We start from the raw sequence: 15420 nt of genomic DNA on the forward strand, positions 1-15420 counted from the left end.
AACTGCAATTCACGCGATTCGAACGAGAAGGTGGCTGATGAGCACACTGGCAGGCAAGACCATCCTGATGTCCGGCGGCAGCCGCGGCATCGGACTCGCGATCGCGCTGCGCGCGGCGGCCGACGGCGCGAACATCGCGATGCTCGCGAAGACCGACACCCCGCACCCCAAGCTCGAAGGCACCGTGCACTCGGCTGCCGAGCAGATCAGGGCGGCCGGCGGCCAGGCGCTGCCGATCGTCGGCGACGTGCGCGACGACGACGACATCACCGAGGCCGTGCTCAAGACGCAGGGGGAGTTCGGCGGCATCGACATCGTCATCAACAACGCCAGCGTGATCGACCTCTCGCGCTCGCTCGACCTCGGCGCGAAGAAGTACGACCTGATGCAGGACGTCAACGTGCGCGGCACCTTCATGCTGTCGCGCGCGGCCGTGCCGATGCTCAGGGATGCCGAGAACGCGCACATCCTGTCGCTCTCGCCGCCCCTGAACCCGACGCCGAAATGGCTCGGTGCGCACACCGGATACACCCTCGCCAAGTTCGGCATGACGATGGTCACGCTCGGTCTCGCGGCGGAGTTCGCCCGCGACGGGATCGCCGCGAACACGCTCTGGCCGCGCACCACGATCGCCACGGCTGCCGTGCAGAACCTGCTCGGGGGCGACAAGGTGATGGCGGCGAGTCGCACGGCCGACATCTATGCCGACGCCGCGTATGCCGTGCTGCTCAAGCCCGCCGCCGAGTACACCGGTCAGTCGCTCATCGTCGAAGACGTGCTCGAGGCCGACGGTGTGACCGACTTCTCGCAGTACGCCGCTGTGCCCGGCACGCCCGACGACCGCCTGTTCCCCGACATCTTCCTCGACTGACGCTTCGACAGGCTCAGCGACCCAGAGAGCCAGAAGCAGTGGAGCCCTGTCAGAACAGCAGGTAGACGGCGCCGGCGATCGTGAGGACGATCACGATGCGGTCGAACAGCACCTGGTTCATGCGCTTCGCGAGGCGGATGCCGGCGAGGGCGCCGAGCACCACGAGCGGCGCGAGCACGGCATCCATCAGCAGCACGTGGCCCTCGAACAGCCCGAGCCCCGCGAGGAACGGGATCTTCACCAGATTGATGATCGCGAAGAACCAGGCCGAGGTGCCGAGGAACACCTGCACTGGGGTGCGGGTGGCGAGGAAGTACATCGACATGACGGGGCCGCCCGCGTTCGCGACCATGGTCGTGAATCCTCCGAGCGTGCCGTAGACGCCTGAGAGCAGCACGCCGCCCGGTGCGTGTGCCGCGGCATCCGCTCTGCGCTGCCTCCATCGCCGCCACAGCGTGACCGCGATCATGACGAGCAGGATCACGCCGATCGCGCGGCGGACGATGCCGTCACCCGCGAGCGCGAGGAACGCGAAACCTGCGACGAGGCCTGCGATCACCGCGGGGGCGAGCCGCAGCAGCGTCGGCCAGTGGGCGTGGCGCCGATAGGTGATGAGGGCGAACACATCGCCGACGATGAGCAGCAGGAGCATCGCGGCGGTCGAGGTGCGAGCGGGCAGCACGGTCGCGAACAGCGCGATCGCCAGGATGCTGCCGCCGGGCAGCGCTGTCTTCGAGATGCCTATCGTCACCGCGGCGAGCGCAAGCGCCGCCCAGGCGAGGGGTGCGAGTTCGATCACCGGCTCATCATCGTCTCAGCAGTGCGGCGATCGCGTCATAGCCGCGAGCCGTCGCCAGGTCGGCGGGCAGGATCCCGTCTCCGTCGCGGACCGTGATGTCGGCACCGCCCTCGATCAGGGTGCGCACGACCTCGACGTAGACGTCGGATCCGTCGCCGAGCACGATCGCCTCGTGCAGCGCCGTCCAGTTCAGGTCGTTGACGTGATTCGGATCCACGCCCGCCTCGAGAAGGATCTCGACGGTGGAGAGGAGACCGCGCTCGGATGCCGGGATCAGCGCCGTGCCGCCGAAGCGGTTGGTGCTCGTGAGGTCGGCGCCGTTGTCGAGCGTGAGCTGCAGGATCTCATCGTGCCCCCGGGCTCCTGCATAGAGGTAGGCGGAGTCCTGGATGTCGTCCTTCGCGTTCACGTCGGCGCCGGCCTCGATGAGCACCCGCGCCGCGTCCATGTGATTCGCCTTGGTCGCGGCCACCAGTGCCGTCATGCCTCCCGCGCCGCGGGCTTCGATGTCGGCTCCGGTGTCGAGGGCGATGCGCACGGCGTCGGCATTGCCGGACGCTGCGGCGTCGAAGAGTTCGCGAGTGCTGGCGGACATGGATGACTCCTCAGGAGAGGTCGATGAGGACGGGGCGGAGGGGGAGCAGGCAGCCGCGCCCAGCGAGAGCACGATCGCGAGTGCTGCGGCGGTCAGCGTCCGTCGACTGTTCATGCATTCTGGTATACCAAACGCGATCGCGAGCGCGCTCAGCCTCGTGCGGCGGCGAGAGAGGCGGCGAACCGCGCCGAGCGCTGCTCGATGTCGGTCCAGTCCGATGCCATGATCGATGCGCCGTTGGCGAGGTCTCCGCCGGCGCCGACTGCGACGGCGCCCGCACGGAACCAGTCGGCGAGGTTGTCGGGCGTCACACCCCCGGTGGGCATGAGCGGAGCATCCGGAAAGGGGCCGCGCAGCGCGCCCAGGTATGACGGACCACCCAGCGACGCGGGGAAGATCTTGACCACGTCGACGCCGAGCTCGAGCGCGCCCATGACCTCGGTGGGCGTCATCGCGCCCGTCATGACGACGCGGCCGGTGTCGAGCATGGCGCGGGTGAGTGCGGGCAGGGTTCCGGGGCTCACGAGGAACTCGGCACCGGCATCCGCCGCGGCTGCGGCCTGCTCGGGCGACGTCACCGTGCCGGCGCCGACATAGGCGGCGTCGCCGTGGCGCGCGATGAGTTCGCGGATCACGGCGGGGGCGTCGGGAGTCGAGAACGTGACCTCTATGCCGGTAACCCCTCCGCGGATGATCGCCTCCGACGCCTCGAGTGCGAGCTCGGGCGACGGTGCGCGCAGAACGGCCAGTACTCCGGTACTGCAGGCGCGGTCGAGACGGTCGGGCATCGGGGCTCCTTCATCGGGGGATGCCCTCATTCTCCCCGACCGCGCACCCGGAAGGCGCACGAGGAGGATCACAGGCGGTGCGGATGCGGCCAGGACTCGACGAGGTCCTTCGACTCCTTGAGCCCGAAGCCGGTCTGCTCGCGGACGAGCTTGATCGCCTGGATCTTCTGGTCGGCCGAGACGAGTCGGTCGATCTCCGCCGCGACGGATGCCGGCAGGTCGCCGCGCACCGACGATGCCGTGGCCGTGATCGAGGATCGGGCGACAGATGCGTGCGAGACGGCGGCCGTGTGCGGGGCGGTCGTGCTGACCGACCAGTGGTCGATCCGGTCCTTCGCCTCCTGCAGCCGCACGCCGGTGTGCTCACGGTAGACCTTGATGGCGCGGATCTTCTGGTCGGCTGTCACGAGACGGTCGATCTCGGCGATCACCTCGGGGGTCAGGCCGGATGCCGGGCTGATCGTCGTGGTCGCGGGAGCGGAGCCCTGCCGCGCGGGCGAGGGGCGGTAGGGCTGAGCATCCGGCACCTTCGGGCTCATGCCGCGAAGCGCTGCGGCGATGATCACCGCCCCGACGGCGATGACCACGAGAACGATACCGATCCACAGGATGAGCTCCATGGGCTCAGTCTAGGGAGGGGACTGTCGGCGCCCCAGGGCGTTCCCACCCGGCACCGCGTACCCTGGAGGTATGACCGAGACTCCCCGCACGCGCGAGACGCGCCCCGCCACGGCACCCGCGTCGTCCCGTTCGGGGGCGGTCCGATCCACCGGCACGCCCCAGGTGCGTCCGGCGACCGAGGGCTGGACCCAGCAGAAGGATGCCGAGGGGCGGCCGCTGCTGCAGTTCGCGAGCCCCAAGCGCGGCAAGCCGCCGGTGCACCTCGCCGACCTGACCCCGGCCGAGCGCGTCGAGAAGGTCAAGGAGCTCGGCCTGCCCGGATTCCGCGCGAAGCAGCTCTCGACCCACTACTTCCGCCACTACACGTCTGATGCCGCCGAGATGACCGATCTTCCGGCCGACACCCGCGAGCAGCTCGTCGCCGGCATGCTGCCGCCGCTGCTCACCGAGGTGCGACGCCTCGAGACCGACCGCGGTGACACGATCAAGTTCCTGTGGCGTCTGCACGACGGTGCCCTGGTCGAGTCGGTGCTCATGCGCTACCCCGGCCGCATCACCCTGTGCGTCTCGTCGCAGGCGGGATGCGGCATGAACTGCCCGTTCTGCGCCACCGGTCAGGCGGGTCTCACGCGCAACATGTCGACCGCCGAGATCATCGAGCAGATCGTCCGGGCCAACCGCCTGATCGCCGAGGGCGGCCTCGGCGGCAAGAAGGCCGACGACCACTCGATGGAGCGCGTGTCGAACATCGTCTTCATGGGCATGGGTGAGCCGCTCGCCAACTACAAGCGCGTGATGGACGCGGTGCGCTCGATGGTCGCCCCGCAGCCCGACGGCCTCGGCATGAGCGCCCGCGGCATCACGGTGTCGACGGTCGGACTCGTGCCGGCGATCAAGAAGCTCGCCGACGAGGGCATCCCCGTGACCTTCGCCCTGTCGCTGCACGCTCCGGACGACCACCTGCGCGACGAGCTCATTCCGGTGAACTCGCGCTGGAAGGTCGACGAGGCGCTCGACGCCGCCTACGACTACTACGCCAAGACCGGCCGCCGAGTCTCGATCGAGTATGCCCTGATCAAGGACATGAACGATCACGCCTGGCGTGCCGACCTGCTCGCCGACAAGCTCAACGAGCGCGGTCGTGGCTGGGTGCACGTCAACCCGATCCCGCTGAACCCGACACCCGGCTCGATCTGGACCTCGTCGGAGCCCGCGGTGCAGAACGAGTTCGTGCGTCGGCTCAATGACGCCGGCATCCCGACGACCCTCCGCGACACCCGCGGCAAGGAGATCGACGGAGCGTGCGGTCAGCTCGTCGCGACGACCGAAGACGAGGCTGCTTCCGCCGCGATGGCCTGAGGCCCGCTGGCGCTGTTCGCGCGATCGCGGATGCCGTCTCGGCGCCCGAGGGACTCGGCGCGCGCCAGCCAGGACTCGATGCGCGCGGGGCTGGCGTCCTTGACGCCGAGCATCCGTGTGGTGCGCACCGAGCGGATGCCGCAGAAGCGCATCGTTCCGCGTGCGACCTGGGTCTGCGCGGGCAGGCCGGTGAACGGCGTCAGGAACCACGGGGTGTCTGCGAGAAGGAACAGGCGACCGTTTCGCGCGGGCAGCAGCCCCTCGGGCAGGCCGAGTGTCGAGTAGCGGTACTCCTGCTGCGGCAGAAGCGCCCGGTCGAAGAACCCCTTGAGCAGTGCGGGCACCGATCCCCACCAGAGCGGCGTGAACACCACGACCGTCTGCGCCTCGGCCAGCGCGCGCTTGGCGTCGACGAGGTCGGGCTCGAGCTGCATGCGCTCGCGGTAGCCGAAGCGCAGCGACGGATCGAAGTCGAGATCGCGCAGGGCGAGGATGCGGGCGTCGCCGTGAGCAGCCGCGTAGCGCCGAGCGAGTTCGGCGGTGAGGGACCGGGCGTCGGGGTGACCGTCGATGATCAGTGCAGTGGACATGCGGGCTCCTATGTTGACAGTGTCAAGCAATGGTGGACACTGTCAAGATAGGCAACAATGTTGCTTGTGTCAAGTTCTCGATCCGGCTATCACCACGGCGATCTCGCGCATGCGCTCGAGGCCGCGGCGATGCAGCTGCTGGTCGACAAGCCGGCCGGGGAGATCAGCCTCCGCGAGGTCGCGCGTGCCGCGGATGTGAGTCACAACGCGCCGTATCACCACTTCTCCGACCGGCGAGGTCTGCTCAAGGTGCTCGCCGAGCGCAGCATGGCCGACCTCGTCGCCGCGGTGCGCGCCGCGATCGAGGCGGGACCCGACCCGCGATCCGCCGCGATCGAGGGCGGTGCGGCGTACATCCGGTTCGCGGTCGAGCATCCGCACGGCTTCGATGTGATCTACGACCCGACCGTCTGCATCCCCGGGGAGCCGAGCGAGACCATGGCCCCGCTGATCGCCGAGCTCGAAGAGCTTCTCGGGGCCGCCATATCCGCCGCCGGCCTCGAGGGAGAGAGCGGCTTCACCGGAGCCTGGGGGCTCGTGCACGGCCTCGGCACTCTGTGTGCGGCAGGGCACTTCACGCTCGACGACGCGCTCGCCGCGAGCGCCGAGGCGCTCGGTCGCATGCTGCCTCACTGACTCCTCTGATCGTCGCAGCGGCGGAAACACAGGGTTCGTGCACGTTTTCCACAGGCGACGTTTCGTAGATTGTCGGGATGCCCTATTCTGCCCACCGCCCCGGACGGTTCGATTCCCAGGGTCGGATCATCCTCGACAGCGACCCGAACGCTGACACGGATGACCTCGACTTCCTGCGGGAGTACGAGCCCACCGGCGCCGATCTGCAGGCGCCCGCGCCTGCCGACCGGACGCCCGTGACCGCACCGGATGCAGAGCAGGATGCCGCAGCATCCGCCGCTCCCGCCCCGACGCGCGAGCCCACGCCTCGCCGCCAGCCGCGCGAGAGGAAGCCGCGGGTGCCCGGTTCGCGTCTGCGTCAGCTCGCGATCCTGGGTGGGGCGGAGGGTGAGATCCTCGACCGGGTGCCCGGCGAGACCCCGCGCTTCGTGCAGATGTTCTTCGTGCTCGCGGGTACCGCGCTGGTCTCGGCGATCTCGATGCTGTTCGCGCTGACCACCGGCGTGCAGGCCGCGATCTGGCTCGCCGTGCCGCTCGCGATCGTGTGGGCGCTGATCATCTTCAACCTCGACCGCTTCCTCACGTCGACCATGACGTCGACGCGCAACGTCTGGAAGCTGATCGGTCTCGCCATTCCCCGAGTCGTCATGGCCGCGATCATCGGCTTCGTCGTCGCCGAGCCGCTCGTGCTGCAGATCTTCCACAACGACATCGCCCGCGAGGTCGCCTCGACCAACATCACGCAGGCGCAGGCCGATCAGGATGCGCTCGAGACCGGCCCCGAGAAGAAGGCGCTCGACGCGGCATCCGACCGTGTCGCCGCCCTCGAGAACCAGGCGGCCACAGGTGTGGTCGCCGGCACCGACTCGTCGTCGGCCAGTGAGTCGGCCGCGCAGGCGACCGTCGACGACCTCACGACCAAGATGACCGACCAGCAGGCGGTCATCGACCAGGCGCGCATCCTCTACCAGTGCGAGCTCACCGGAGAGGGCGCGGGCACGGTTCCCGGCTGCACCGGCGTGAACGGCGAGGGGGCGAGCTCGGATGCCGCGCAGGCCCAGCTCGCCGAAGCGCAGCAGACGTACGACGAGCTCGCTGCACAGCTGCGCACCGCGAATGAGGAGCTCGCCGCGGCCGGTACCGCCGCGAAGGAGAACACCAGCACCTCCGAGGCGCAGAACCGCGAAGAGGCGAAGTCGCAGCTGCCCGCCGCACGCGACAGCTACGACACGGCGCTCGCCGCCTACAACGCGCGGGCCGAGTCCGTGGCTTCCGGCAATGCGGGTGCGATCGGACTGCTGAGCCAGATCAGCGGCCTGAACAGGCTCAGCGAGAAGGAGCCCACGATCCTGTGGGCGCACATCCTGATCGCCGCGCTGTTCTTCATGATCGAGCTGCTGCCGGTGCTGGTGAAGGTGCTCACGTCGTACGGCGATCCGTCGCTGTATGAGAAGGCCCTGGCGATCCGCAAGCAGGTCGCGCTCGACAAGGTGACCGCCGAAGGATTCCGCGACCGCGCGGCGATCGTGAACGAACAGTCGCAGGGCATCCAGGCGGATGCCTCACCAGCCGAGCCGCAGACCCGTGCCGAGCGCAGGGCGGACGAGCAGGCGGCGCGGGAGCGCGCGCAGGCCGAGGAGCGCGAGCTCGCCGAGAAGCGCGCGCAGGCGCAGACGCTCGAGGAGCAGGAGCAGCTGGTCGAGCCCCGCGTCTGAGCTCCCGTGGTTCTGAGACCGGTCACGGGGATCCGGGCCCGACGTCCGTGGCGGCCGGTAGCGTGGTGGCATGGTCAACTATCGCTATCTCGGCAACAGCGGTCTCAAGGTCTCTGAGATCACCTACGGCAACTGGGTCACCCACGCTTCACAGGTCGGCGACGACGCCGCCGTCAAGACCGTCCACGCGGCGCTCGACGCGGGCATCACCACGTTCGACACCGCCGACACCTACGCCAACACGGCGGCCGAGGTCGTGCTCGGCAAGGCGCTCGAGGGTCAGCGTCGCGAGAGCCTCGAGATCTTCACGAAGGTGTACTTCCCGACCGGCCCCAAGGGGCCGAACGACACCGGGCTCAGCCGCAAGCACATCCTCGAATCCATCAACGGCTCGCTGACGCGCCTCGGCACCGACTACGTCGACCTCTACCAGGCGCACCGCTTCGACCACGAGACCCCGCTGGAGGAGACGTTCCAGGCGTTCGCCGACGTCGTGCGTCAGGGCAAGGCGCTCTACATCGGCGTCTCGGAGTGGACGGCCGAGCAGCTGCGCGAGGGCCACGCGCTCGCGAAGCAGCTCGGTGTGCAGCTCATCTCGAATCAGCCGCAGTACTCGATGCTGCACCGCGTGATCGAGGGCAAGGTCGTCCCCGCCTCCGAAGAGCTCGGCATCTCGCAGATCGTCTGGTCGCCGATGGCGCAGGGTGTGCTCTCGGGCAAGTACCTGCCCGGCCAGCCGGTTCCGGCCGGATCCCGCGCGACCGACCCGCACAGCGGAGCGGACTTCATCAAGAGCTTCCTGCAGGACGACATCCTCACCGCCGTGCAGAACCTGAAGCCGATCGCCGAGGAGGCGGGTCTGTCGATGCCGCAGCTCGCGATCGCCTGGGTGCTGCAGAACAAGAACGTCGCGGCAGCACTGGTCGGAGCCTCGCGTCCCGAGCAGCTCGCCGACACGGTCAAGGCCTCGGGCGTGACGCTCGACGCCGACACGCTCGCCGCGATCGACACTGCCCTGGGCGATGCGGTCAACCGCGACGCCCAGGCCACGTACTCGGTGTCGCCGAAGGCCCGCCTGGTCTGACATCCCGCACGACGAAGGCCGCCACTCTCCTCGAGTGGCGGCCTTCGTCGTGGTGGCGCCCGGCGCTTCGAATCGCGCACTGTGCAGTTCTTCCGGGTGGATTTCTGCACAGTGCGCGATTCGAAAGGCTATTCCTTGACGGCTCCGGCGGTGAGGCCCTGCACGATCCAGCGGCTCGCGAGAGCGAACATCACCATGGTCGGCAGGATCGTCAGCACGGCTGCGGCGCTCATCGAGCCCCAGTCGATGTTGAACGTCGAGATGAAGCCGTTCAGCGCCGACGGCACCGTGCGGTTCTCATCCGTGTTCATCAGCACGACCGACAGGAACAGCTCGTTCCAGCAGTTGACGAAGTTGAAGATGAACGCCGCGATGATGCCCGGGGTCATCACCGGCACGAGCACCCGGAACAGCGCACCGAAGCGCGAGCATCCGTCGATCATGGCCGCCTCTTCGAGCGCATCGGGCACGTTCTCGAAGAATCCGCGGAGCATGACCGTGGAGAACGGGATGCAGATCGCGATGTAGACCAGGATGAGGCCGGGCTTGGTGTCGACCAGACCGAGATCGGTCATCATCGAGTACAGCGGACCGAGCGCGATGAACGCGGGGATCATCTGCGTCAGCAGGAACGCGACCAGCACGGTGCCCTTGCCCCGGAACTCGAAGCGGGCGATCACGTAGGCGCTCAGCAGGGCGATCAGCGTCGCCACCGCGCCGGCGATGAGCGCCACCAGAGCCGAGTTGCCGAGGAACACCCCGAACGAGCTCTGCTGGAACAGGCTGACGTAGTTGTCGAACGAGGGCTCGCTGGGCCAGTACTCGATCGGGAACGAGTTGATCGTGCCGGGCGACTTGAACGACGTCAGCGCGATCCAGTACAGCGGGAACAGCGTGATGACGAGCCAGAGCCCGAGTCCGACCACGCGCGCCACGCCGCCTGCCGACAGCTTTCGACGCGTCGTGCGTGGGGTCTTGTGCGCCTCGGGGACGGTGATCTGCCTGGTCTCGGTGATGGTCGTGCCGGTGGGCGTCATGATGGTCATCGCTGGACCCTCCGCATCGCCATGAGGTAGAACGCGCAGAACACGAACAGGAACGCGACGACGATGAGTCCGATCGCGCTCGCGATGCCGTAGTTGCCCTGCTGGGTGTAGTTGATCATCCACGTCGTGATGATGTGCGTCTGGTTCGCCGGTCCGCCGTTCGTCATCGCGTAGATGATGTCGGGGAAGTTGAAGATCCAGATGATGCGCAGCAGGATCGTCAGCAGCAGCGTCATCGAGATGTACGGGATGATGATCGAGAACAGCTGGCGCGCCTTGCCGGCACCGTCGAGGCTCGCGGCTTCGAGCATCTCGTCAGGCACCGACTGGAGTGCCGCGAGGATCATGATCGCGAAGAACGTCACGCCGTACCAGACGTTGGCGACGATGACCGCGAACATCGCGAGCTTCGGGTCGGCCAGCCAGGGCAGTGGGGCGTCGATGAGACCGGCCTTCATGAGCAGGTCGTTCACGACGCCGAACTCGGCGTTGAACATCCAGCGGAACAGCATCCCGATCAGGAATCCCGACACCGCCCAGGGGAAGAACACGAGGGCCTGGTAGAGGCCGCGGAAGCGGAACCGCTTGCGCAGCGCCAGAGCGATCAGGAAGCCGATCACCAGCTGCGGCACGAGTGAGCCGACGACCCAGAGCACCGAGTTCCCCGCGACGATCGGGAAGGCCGGGTCCTGGAAGACGGCGACGAAGTTGCCGAACCCGACCCACGGAGTAGAGGTGAGGTCCCACAGGTTCCAGTCGTGGAAGGCCATGCGTGCGCCCTGCAGCATGGGCCAGTAAGTGAACCAGCACACGAACACGATCGCCGGGGCCATGAAGGCCAGCAGCGTCAGCGCGTGGCGGCCACGGAAGGGGCGGCGCCGGCGGGAGGCCGGGGAGGCCCCGACGGCGGTGCCGCCGGAGCCCCCTTCGAGAGTGGTCCGGGTCACGGATCAGCCCTTTTCCGCGGCGTACTTCTCGGTCCAGAAGGTGTCCCACGACTCGAGCAGCTCAGCGGTGCTCATGTTGCCCAGGAGCACGTTCTGCACGTCCTGGTCGGACTTCTGGATCCACTCGGTCCACCAGCTGACACCACGCGGCTGACGCACGTTGACGTAGGTCTCGGGGTCTTCGGTCATGGTGACGTAGCTCGTCCACGGGCCGGTCGAGTAGAACTCGTCGTCCGCGGCCTCCGAGATGATCGGTACGAGGCTGTTGGCCTGCGCGAACTCGGTCGCCGGCTCGGCCGACGAGAGGAACTCGACGAGCGTGACCGCGGCATCCTGGTGCTCGCTGGCCTCGGCGACACCCCAGCCGGCGACGGCCAGCGGCTGCGCGGCCTTGCCCGACGGGCCGACGAGCAGCGGAGCGGTGTCCCACTGGTCCTCGGTCAGCGACGAGTCCTGCACGGTCGCGATGACCTCGGGGTCCTGTAGCAGGAACGCGGTGGTGCCGTTCGTGAAGCCGGCGACCATCTCGGGGTAGCCCCACGAGACTGCCGAGGGCGGGGAGGCCTCCGTGAAGAGGTCGAAGTAGTCGTCGACGGCCTCCTGCGCCTCGGGGGCGGCGAAGATCGTCGAGCCGTCCTCCATGAGGAACGCGTCATCGACATCGAGGCCGTCGATCGTGTACGCCTCGATCGCCGCGACGACGTTGCTGTTGGCGTTCGCGCCGCCGCGGAAGGCGTAGCCGTAGATGTTGTTCGACGGGTCCTGGATGGCGCTGGCCTGCTCGAGCAGGTCCTTCCAGCTGTGCGGGGGTCCGTCGAAGCCGGCCTCCTCGACCAGGTCGGTGCGGTAGAACAGCGACAGGCCGTAGAAGCCGTAGGGAACGAAGTAGCTCTTGCCGTCGGCGGCGACCGATGCGGACTGCGCGTTGTCGGTCAGCGCATCCCAGCCGTCCCACTTCTCGAGGTCGCCCGAGATGTCGTGCAGCCAGCCGTTGTTCGCGAACGGGCCGACGGTGATGTCGCGGACCTCGAGCACATCGACGCCCTTGCCCGACTGCAGCATCTGCTGGATCTTCTGATCGGCCTGCTCGGTGGGCGGCGAGACCAGCTTGACGGTGATGTCGGGGTTCTCCTTCTCGAAATCGTCGAGCAGGCCGCGGAGCAGTTCGGTGCGCGCAGGGTTGGTCAGGCTCTCGACCATCTGCAGGGTGACGGTGCCGTCGGAGGACGAGCTTCCTCCGGTGGAACAGCCGGTGAGTGCGAGAACGGCGACGGTGCCGATTCCTGCGGCGGTCGTCAAGATCTTGTTCTTCACGGGGTGCCTCTCAATTGGTGATGGGTGGTTCGGGTTGTCGGGTCGGATCGGATCGGGTGTCGGGTGTGGGGTGTCAGGTGTTCGGTGCGGGGACGGGAAGACGGATGCGGTCAGGAGATGACGACCGGGTCGGCCGTGCGGATGCCGGCACGCCGCAGGATCTGCGGGATGCAGCGCTCGACGAAGGTCTCGAAGTCGGAGGCCTCGGTGTAGAGGTGCGCGGACAGGCGGAAGTACCCGATGCCGCGGAAGCTGGTGAACGCGGTCTCGACTCCGGTCTCGTCGAGCAGGTCCATCCGCAGGGCATCGGCCTCTTCGCGTGTCGCGCCGAGTCCGAGAGGCAGGCGCACGAGGCGCATCGACGGCACGGGTGAGGGCAGCGGAGTGAGGGGGTCTTCGTCGCCGTAGGGGCGCAGGCCCTCGGCGATGATCTCGGCACCGGCATCCGCCATCTGCACCATCGCCCGGCGGGCGTTGTGCCAGCCGAACTCGGTTTCGATGAAGTCGATCGATGCGGGGGTGGCGAGATACGTCGTGGCGTCGATCGTGCCCTGGGTGTCGAAGCGCTCGGGGTAGGGCTCGTTCGCGGCCCACGAGTCGATGAGAGGCCACAGCTCATCGCGGTCGGCGGCGTTCGTGACGAGCAGCGCCGAGCCGCGCGGGGCGCAGGGCCACTTGTGCAGATTGCCGAACCACCAGTCGCCGCCGGCGACCGCCGCCGCGTCGGCGACGAGTCCGGGCGCATGGGCGCCGTCGACGAGCGTGCGGATGCCGCGCTCGGCGGCGAGCTCGGCGATGCGGCGCGTCGGCAGCATCCGGGCGGTGGGGGAGGTGATCTGGTCGACCACGATCAGGCGCGTGTTCGGGGTGAGAGCGTCGGCGAAGCGCTGCACGACCTCGTCGTCGCCGGCGAGCAGCGGCAGCTCGACCGCGCGGACGGATGCTCCGAAGCGGCGAGCCAGCCGCTGCGCGCCCATCGTGATCGCGCCATAGCCCTGGTCGGTGACGAGGATCTCGTCGCCGCGCTCGAGCTGCAGCGCGTTGTAGACGACGGTCGCGGCGGCAGAGGCATTGGGGACGAAGGCGCTGTCGTCGGCGTGCGCGCCCACGAACGGGGCGGTGCGCTCGCGGGCCTCCCGCACGCGCTCGGCGATGCGGGGGAACCACTCGACGGGGCTGAGATCGGCGCGCCGACGCAGAGCATCCTGCTGCGCGATGACTGCGCGGGGAACCGCGCCGAACGATCCGTGGTTGAGGTGGATGACATCGGGATCGAGGGGCCACGCCTCACGGGCTCGCATGCCGGAGTTCAGCGTGAGCGGGGCGGGGAAGAGTGGTGCGGGCATCGGTCCTCGTCGGTGCGTCGGGGGGAGTTGTTGCACAACTTTGCCACAGAGCTTGGGAAATGGCTACGAAAAGGTGAGTATGAAACATAGTTGTCATACGAATTTGATGCGGTGGCTATGTCCGACAGACTCACAGAGGGATCAGGCGGTGGCGGGAGGATGACCATGAGCGCTTTGGACACGGCCCTGCACGGGTTGCGCACGCTGATCGCCGACGGTGCCCTGCGCCCGGGCGACCGCCTGCCCAGCGAGGGTGAGCTGTGCGAGACGCTCGGCGTCTCACGCGGGTCGCTGCGCGAAGCCATCCGGATGCTGGCCGCGCTCGGCGTGCTCGAGACCCGGCACGGCTCCGGGAGCTACGTCGGTGAGCTGCGCGCCGCCGACCTGATCGGCAGCCTGTCGCTGACCGTCGGGCTGCTGCCCATGGCCGGTGTGCTCGAACTCACCGAGCTGCGTCGTGTGCTCGAACCGCACGCGGCCGCGCTCGCCGCAGCCCGAATCGACGCGACGACCATCGACTCGCTCGGCCGGATCCTCGACGAGATCGAGGGCAGCGACGACCTCGAGGCGCACTCGCGGCTCGACCACGCCTTCCACATGACGATCTCGCGGGTCGCGGGCAACGACGCGCTCACGAGCCTGATCGACGTGCTGCGCTCACGGTCGCGCGCGTATCGGATTCCGGATGCCGACGATGCGGCCGAGCTCAAGCTGCACTCGGACGCCGGGCACCGCGCGATCCTGCGGGGTCTCGCCGCGGCAGATCCGGTCGCCGCGTCGGCTGCGGCATCCGCGCATGTGGCTCAGACCGAGTACTGGGTGCGGCGGTATTCGGGTGCCGAGTCGCCGGCGGCGGAACCGGTGCCGGGGCTGGACTGAGGCGCTGCGCCCGGTCTGCGGAGGCTGTCCCGATCTGTGAGCCGTCCCGATCCGCGGGGGCTGTCCCGATCTGCGGGCCATTCCCGATCTGTGAGCCGTCCCAATCTGCGGGGGCTGTCCCGATCTGCGGGCCATTCCCGCCGATCCGTCCGCTGATCGGGGCCGGGTCCGCTGATCGGGACCGCGAGCGCGACCGGGACCGCGGCCGGGTCCGCGCATCGGGCCGACCGACGCGTCAGGCGACGGTGATGTCGACCTGCACCTCGGTCGCGATGCGTTCGAGGTCACGGCGCAGGGCGTCGAGGTCGACCGAGGACGGGATGCGAGCGACCACGGATGCCTCGAACAGGCGGCCGCCGGCCATCGCCGCGTCGCGGGTCTCGGTCGCGAGCTCCTCGATGCTGAGGTCATGGGCGCTGAGCACGCCGGACACCTCTCGGACGATGCCGGGGCGGTCGTTGCCGAGCACCTGGATCTCGAGCACCCTGTCGTCGGCATCCGACTCGGCCGGTGCTCCGGTGAGCACGGCGAGGGTCAGCAGGCCCTGGCCCTGCAGTTCGCGGAGTGCGGCCTGAAGCCCCTCCGAGTGCTCGGGGGTGACCGAGACCTCGATGACTCCGGCGAAGGTTCCGGCGAGCTCGGCCAGCGAGCTGTTCTCCCAGTTGCCGCCATGGGCATCGACGACATCGGCGACGGCTGCGACGAGTCCGGGGCGATCAGCACCCGCGACAGTGAGGATGAGAGTAGTCATGCGGCCAGCGTAGCCGTTCACGATTCAGCACCAGCGGCCGCAAGCCAGGCGAAACGGGCGGCCAGGTGGCCGATCGACG

Annotated in this window: 16 protein-coding genes; 6 read left to right on the forward strand and 10 right to left on the reverse strand. The window is 68.5% G+C overall.

All coding sequences use genetic code 11. From position 1 onward, the window contains the following. Positions 1-37 precede the first annotated feature (37 nt). Positions 38-871 (forward strand): SDR family oxidoreductase, encoded by an 834-nt coding sequence (locus IXW21_RS01475; RefSeq protein ID WP_194762471.1) that lies wholly within the window; start codon positions 38-40, stop codon positions 869-871. A 49-nt stretch (positions 872-920) separates the two neighbouring features. Here the strand turns inward: IXW21_RS01475 and IXW21_RS01480 are convergent, their stop codons facing one another. From IXW21_RS01480 to IXW21_RS01495, 4 genes are all read right to left on the reverse strand, one after another. After that, a complete protein-coding gene (locus IXW21_RS01480) occupies positions 921-1670 on the reverse strand; it encodes a sulfite exporter TauE/SafE family protein (protein WP_194762472.1) in 750 nt (249 codons plus the stop codon). Positions 1671-1677: 7 nt separating this feature from the next. Next, a complete protein-coding gene (locus tag IXW21_RS01485; protein WP_228528034.1) occupies positions 1678-2265 on the reverse strand; it encodes an ankyrin repeat domain-containing protein in 588 nt (195 codons plus the stop codon). 149 nt (positions 2266-2414) lie between these two features. Next, the gene (locus IXW21_RS01490; RefSeq protein ID WP_194762474.1) at positions 2415-3053 is read right to left on the reverse strand and encodes a bifunctional 4-hydroxy-2-oxoglutarate aldolase/2-dehydro-3-deoxy-phosphogluconate aldolase; all 639 of its coding nucleotides are present in this window, start codon (positions 3051-3053) and stop codon (positions 2415-2417) included. Between the two features lie 68 nt (positions 3054-3121). After that, positions 3122-3673, reverse strand: a complete 552-nt coding sequence (locus IXW21_RS01495; RefSeq protein ID WP_228528035.1) for a ribosomal protein L7/L12 — start codon at positions 3671-3673, stop codon at positions 3122-3124. 70 nt (positions 3674-3743) lie between these two features. On the opposite strand from IXW21_RS01495, the gene rlmN reads away from it, so the two are divergent. Continuing rightward, entirely contained in the window at positions 3744-5033 is a 1290-nt protein-coding gene (rlmN, locus tag IXW21_RS01500; protein ID WP_194762475.1) for a 23S rRNA (adenine(2503)-C(2))-methyltransferase RlmN, read from the forward strand. On the opposite strand, the gene IXW21_RS01505 is transcribed toward rlmN, so the two are convergent. Further along, complete coding sequence (locus IXW21_RS01505) at positions 4982-5623, reverse strand: NAD(P)H-dependent oxidoreductase (protein WP_194762476.1); 642 nt, start codon at positions 5621-5623, stop codon at positions 4982-4984. The two genes, rlmN and IXW21_RS01505, sit on opposite strands and share 52 nt — an antisense overlap. 66 nt (positions 5624-5689) lie before the next feature. Here IXW21_RS01505 and IXW21_RS01510 point away from each other — a divergent pair, with 66 nt between their 5' ends. The 3 genes from IXW21_RS01510 (at position 5690) to IXW21_RS01520 (ending at position 9058) form a co-directional block, all read left to right on the forward strand. Continuing rightward, the gene (locus IXW21_RS01510) at positions 5690-6259 is read left to right on the forward strand and encodes a TetR/AcrR family transcriptional regulator (protein ID WP_194762477.1); all 570 of its coding nucleotides are present in this window, start codon (positions 5690-5692) and stop codon (positions 6257-6259) included. A gap of 77 nt (positions 6260-6336) precedes the next feature. Next, the gene (locus IXW21_RS01515; protein ID WP_194762478.1) at positions 6337-7974 is read left to right on the forward strand and encodes a DUF4407 domain-containing protein; all 1638 of its coding nucleotides are present in this window, start codon (positions 6337-6339) and stop codon (positions 7972-7974) included. 70 nt (positions 7975-8044) lie between these two features. After that, positions 8045-9058 (forward strand): aldo/keto reductase family protein, encoded by a 1014-nt coding sequence (locus IXW21_RS01520; protein WP_194762479.1) that lies wholly within the window; start codon positions 8045-8047, stop codon positions 9056-9058. Positions 9059-9186: 128 nt separating this feature from the next. Here IXW21_RS01520 and IXW21_RS01525 read toward each other — a convergent pair whose 3' ends face one another. The 4 genes from IXW21_RS01525 to IXW21_RS01540 form a co-directional block, all read right to left on the reverse strand. Beyond that, entirely contained in the window at positions 9187-10104 is a 918-nt protein-coding gene (locus IXW21_RS01525; RefSeq protein WP_194762480.1) for a carbohydrate ABC transporter permease, read from the reverse strand. Continuing rightward, positions 10101-11051: a carbohydrate ABC transporter permease gene (locus IXW21_RS01530; protein ID WP_194762481.1), complete on the reverse strand. Its 951-nt coding sequence runs from the start codon at positions 11049-11051 to the stop codon at positions 10101-10103. The genes IXW21_RS01525 and IXW21_RS01530 overlap by 4 nt, the downstream gene beginning before the upstream one ends. A gap of 3 nt (positions 11052-11054) precedes the next feature. After that, positions 11055-12365 carry an ABC transporter substrate-binding protein gene (locus tag IXW21_RS01535; RefSeq protein WP_194762482.1) on the reverse strand — a complete coding sequence of 437 codons (1311 nt, stop codon included), beginning with the start codon at positions 12363-12365 and terminating at the stop codon, positions 11055-11057. A 110-nt stretch (positions 12366-12475) separates the two neighbouring features. Continuing rightward, positions 12476-13711, reverse strand: a complete 1236-nt coding sequence (locus tag IXW21_RS01540; RefSeq protein WP_194762483.1) for an aminotransferase class V-fold PLP-dependent enzyme — start codon at positions 13709-13711, stop codon at positions 12476-12478. A gap of 165 nt (positions 13712-13876) precedes the next feature. On the opposite strand from IXW21_RS01540, the gene IXW21_RS01545 reads away from it, so the two are divergent. After that, positions 13877-14590 (forward strand): FadR/GntR family transcriptional regulator, encoded by a 714-nt coding sequence (locus IXW21_RS01545; RefSeq protein WP_194762484.1) that lies wholly within the window; start codon positions 13877-13879, stop codon positions 14588-14590. A 235-nt stretch (positions 14591-14825) separates the two neighbouring features. Here IXW21_RS01545 and IXW21_RS01550 read toward each other — a convergent pair whose 3' ends face one another. Further along, on the reverse strand, positions 14826-15341 hold the full coding sequence (locus IXW21_RS01550) for a glycine cleavage system protein R (RefSeq protein WP_194762485.1): 516 nt from the start codon (positions 15339-15341) through the stop codon (positions 14826-14828). Positions 15342-15420 lie beyond the last annotated feature (79 nt).

Source organism: Microbacterium sp. UFMG61 (assembly GCF_015354505.1).
GTDB lineage: Bacteria > Actinomycetota > Actinomycetes > Actinomycetales > Microbacteriaceae > Microbacterium.

What these genes read in the sequence shown, in the direction of transcription:
- IXW21_RS01475 (WP_194762471.1), top strand. Translation starts at nt 38, where the DNA reads ATGAGCACACTGGCAGGCAAGACCATCCTGATGTCCGGCGGCAGCCGC.
- IXW21_RS01485 (WP_228528034.1), bottom strand. Translation starts at nt 2,265, where the DNA reads ATGTCCGCCAGCACTCGCGAACTCTTCGACGCCGCAGCGTCCGGCAAT.
- IXW21_RS01490 (WP_194762474.1), bottom strand. Translation starts at nt 3,053, where the DNA reads ATGCCCGACCGTCTCGACCGCGCCTGCAGTACCGGAGTACTGGCCGTT.
- IXW21_RS01495 (WP_228528035.1), bottom strand. Translation starts at nt 3,673, where the DNA reads ATGGAGCTCATCCTGTGGATCGGTATCGTTCTCGTGGTCATCGCCGTC.
- rlmN (WP_194762475.1), top strand. Translation starts at nt 3,744, where the DNA reads ATGACCGAGACTCCCCGCACGCGCGAGACGCGCCCCGCCACGGCACCC.
- IXW21_RS01505 (WP_194762476.1), bottom strand. Translation starts at nt 5,623, where the DNA reads ATGTCCACTGCACTGATCATCGACGGTCACCCCGACGCCCGGTCCCTC.
- IXW21_RS01515 (WP_194762478.1), top strand. Translation starts at nt 6,337, where the DNA reads ATGCCCTATTCTGCCCACCGCCCCGGACGGTTCGATTCCCAGGGTCGG.
- IXW21_RS01520 (WP_194762479.1), top strand. Translation starts at nt 8,045, where the DNA reads ATGGTCAACTATCGCTATCTCGGCAACAGCGGTCTCAAGGTCTCTGAG.
- IXW21_RS01525 (WP_194762480.1), bottom strand. Translation starts at nt 10,104, where the DNA reads ATGACCATCATGACGCCCACCGGCACGACCATCACCGAGACCAGGCAG.
- IXW21_RS01540 (WP_194762483.1), bottom strand. Translation starts at nt 13,711, where the DNA reads ATGCCCGCACCACTCTTCCCCGCCCCGCTCACGCTGAACTCCGGCATG.
- IXW21_RS01545 (WP_194762484.1), top strand. Translation starts at nt 13,877, where the DNA reads ATGAGCGCTTTGGACACGGCCCTGCACGGGTTGCGCACGCTGATCGCC.
- IXW21_RS01550 (WP_194762485.1), bottom strand. Translation starts at nt 15,341, where the DNA reads ATGACTACTCTCATCCTCACTGTCGCGGGTGCTGATCGCCCCGGACTC.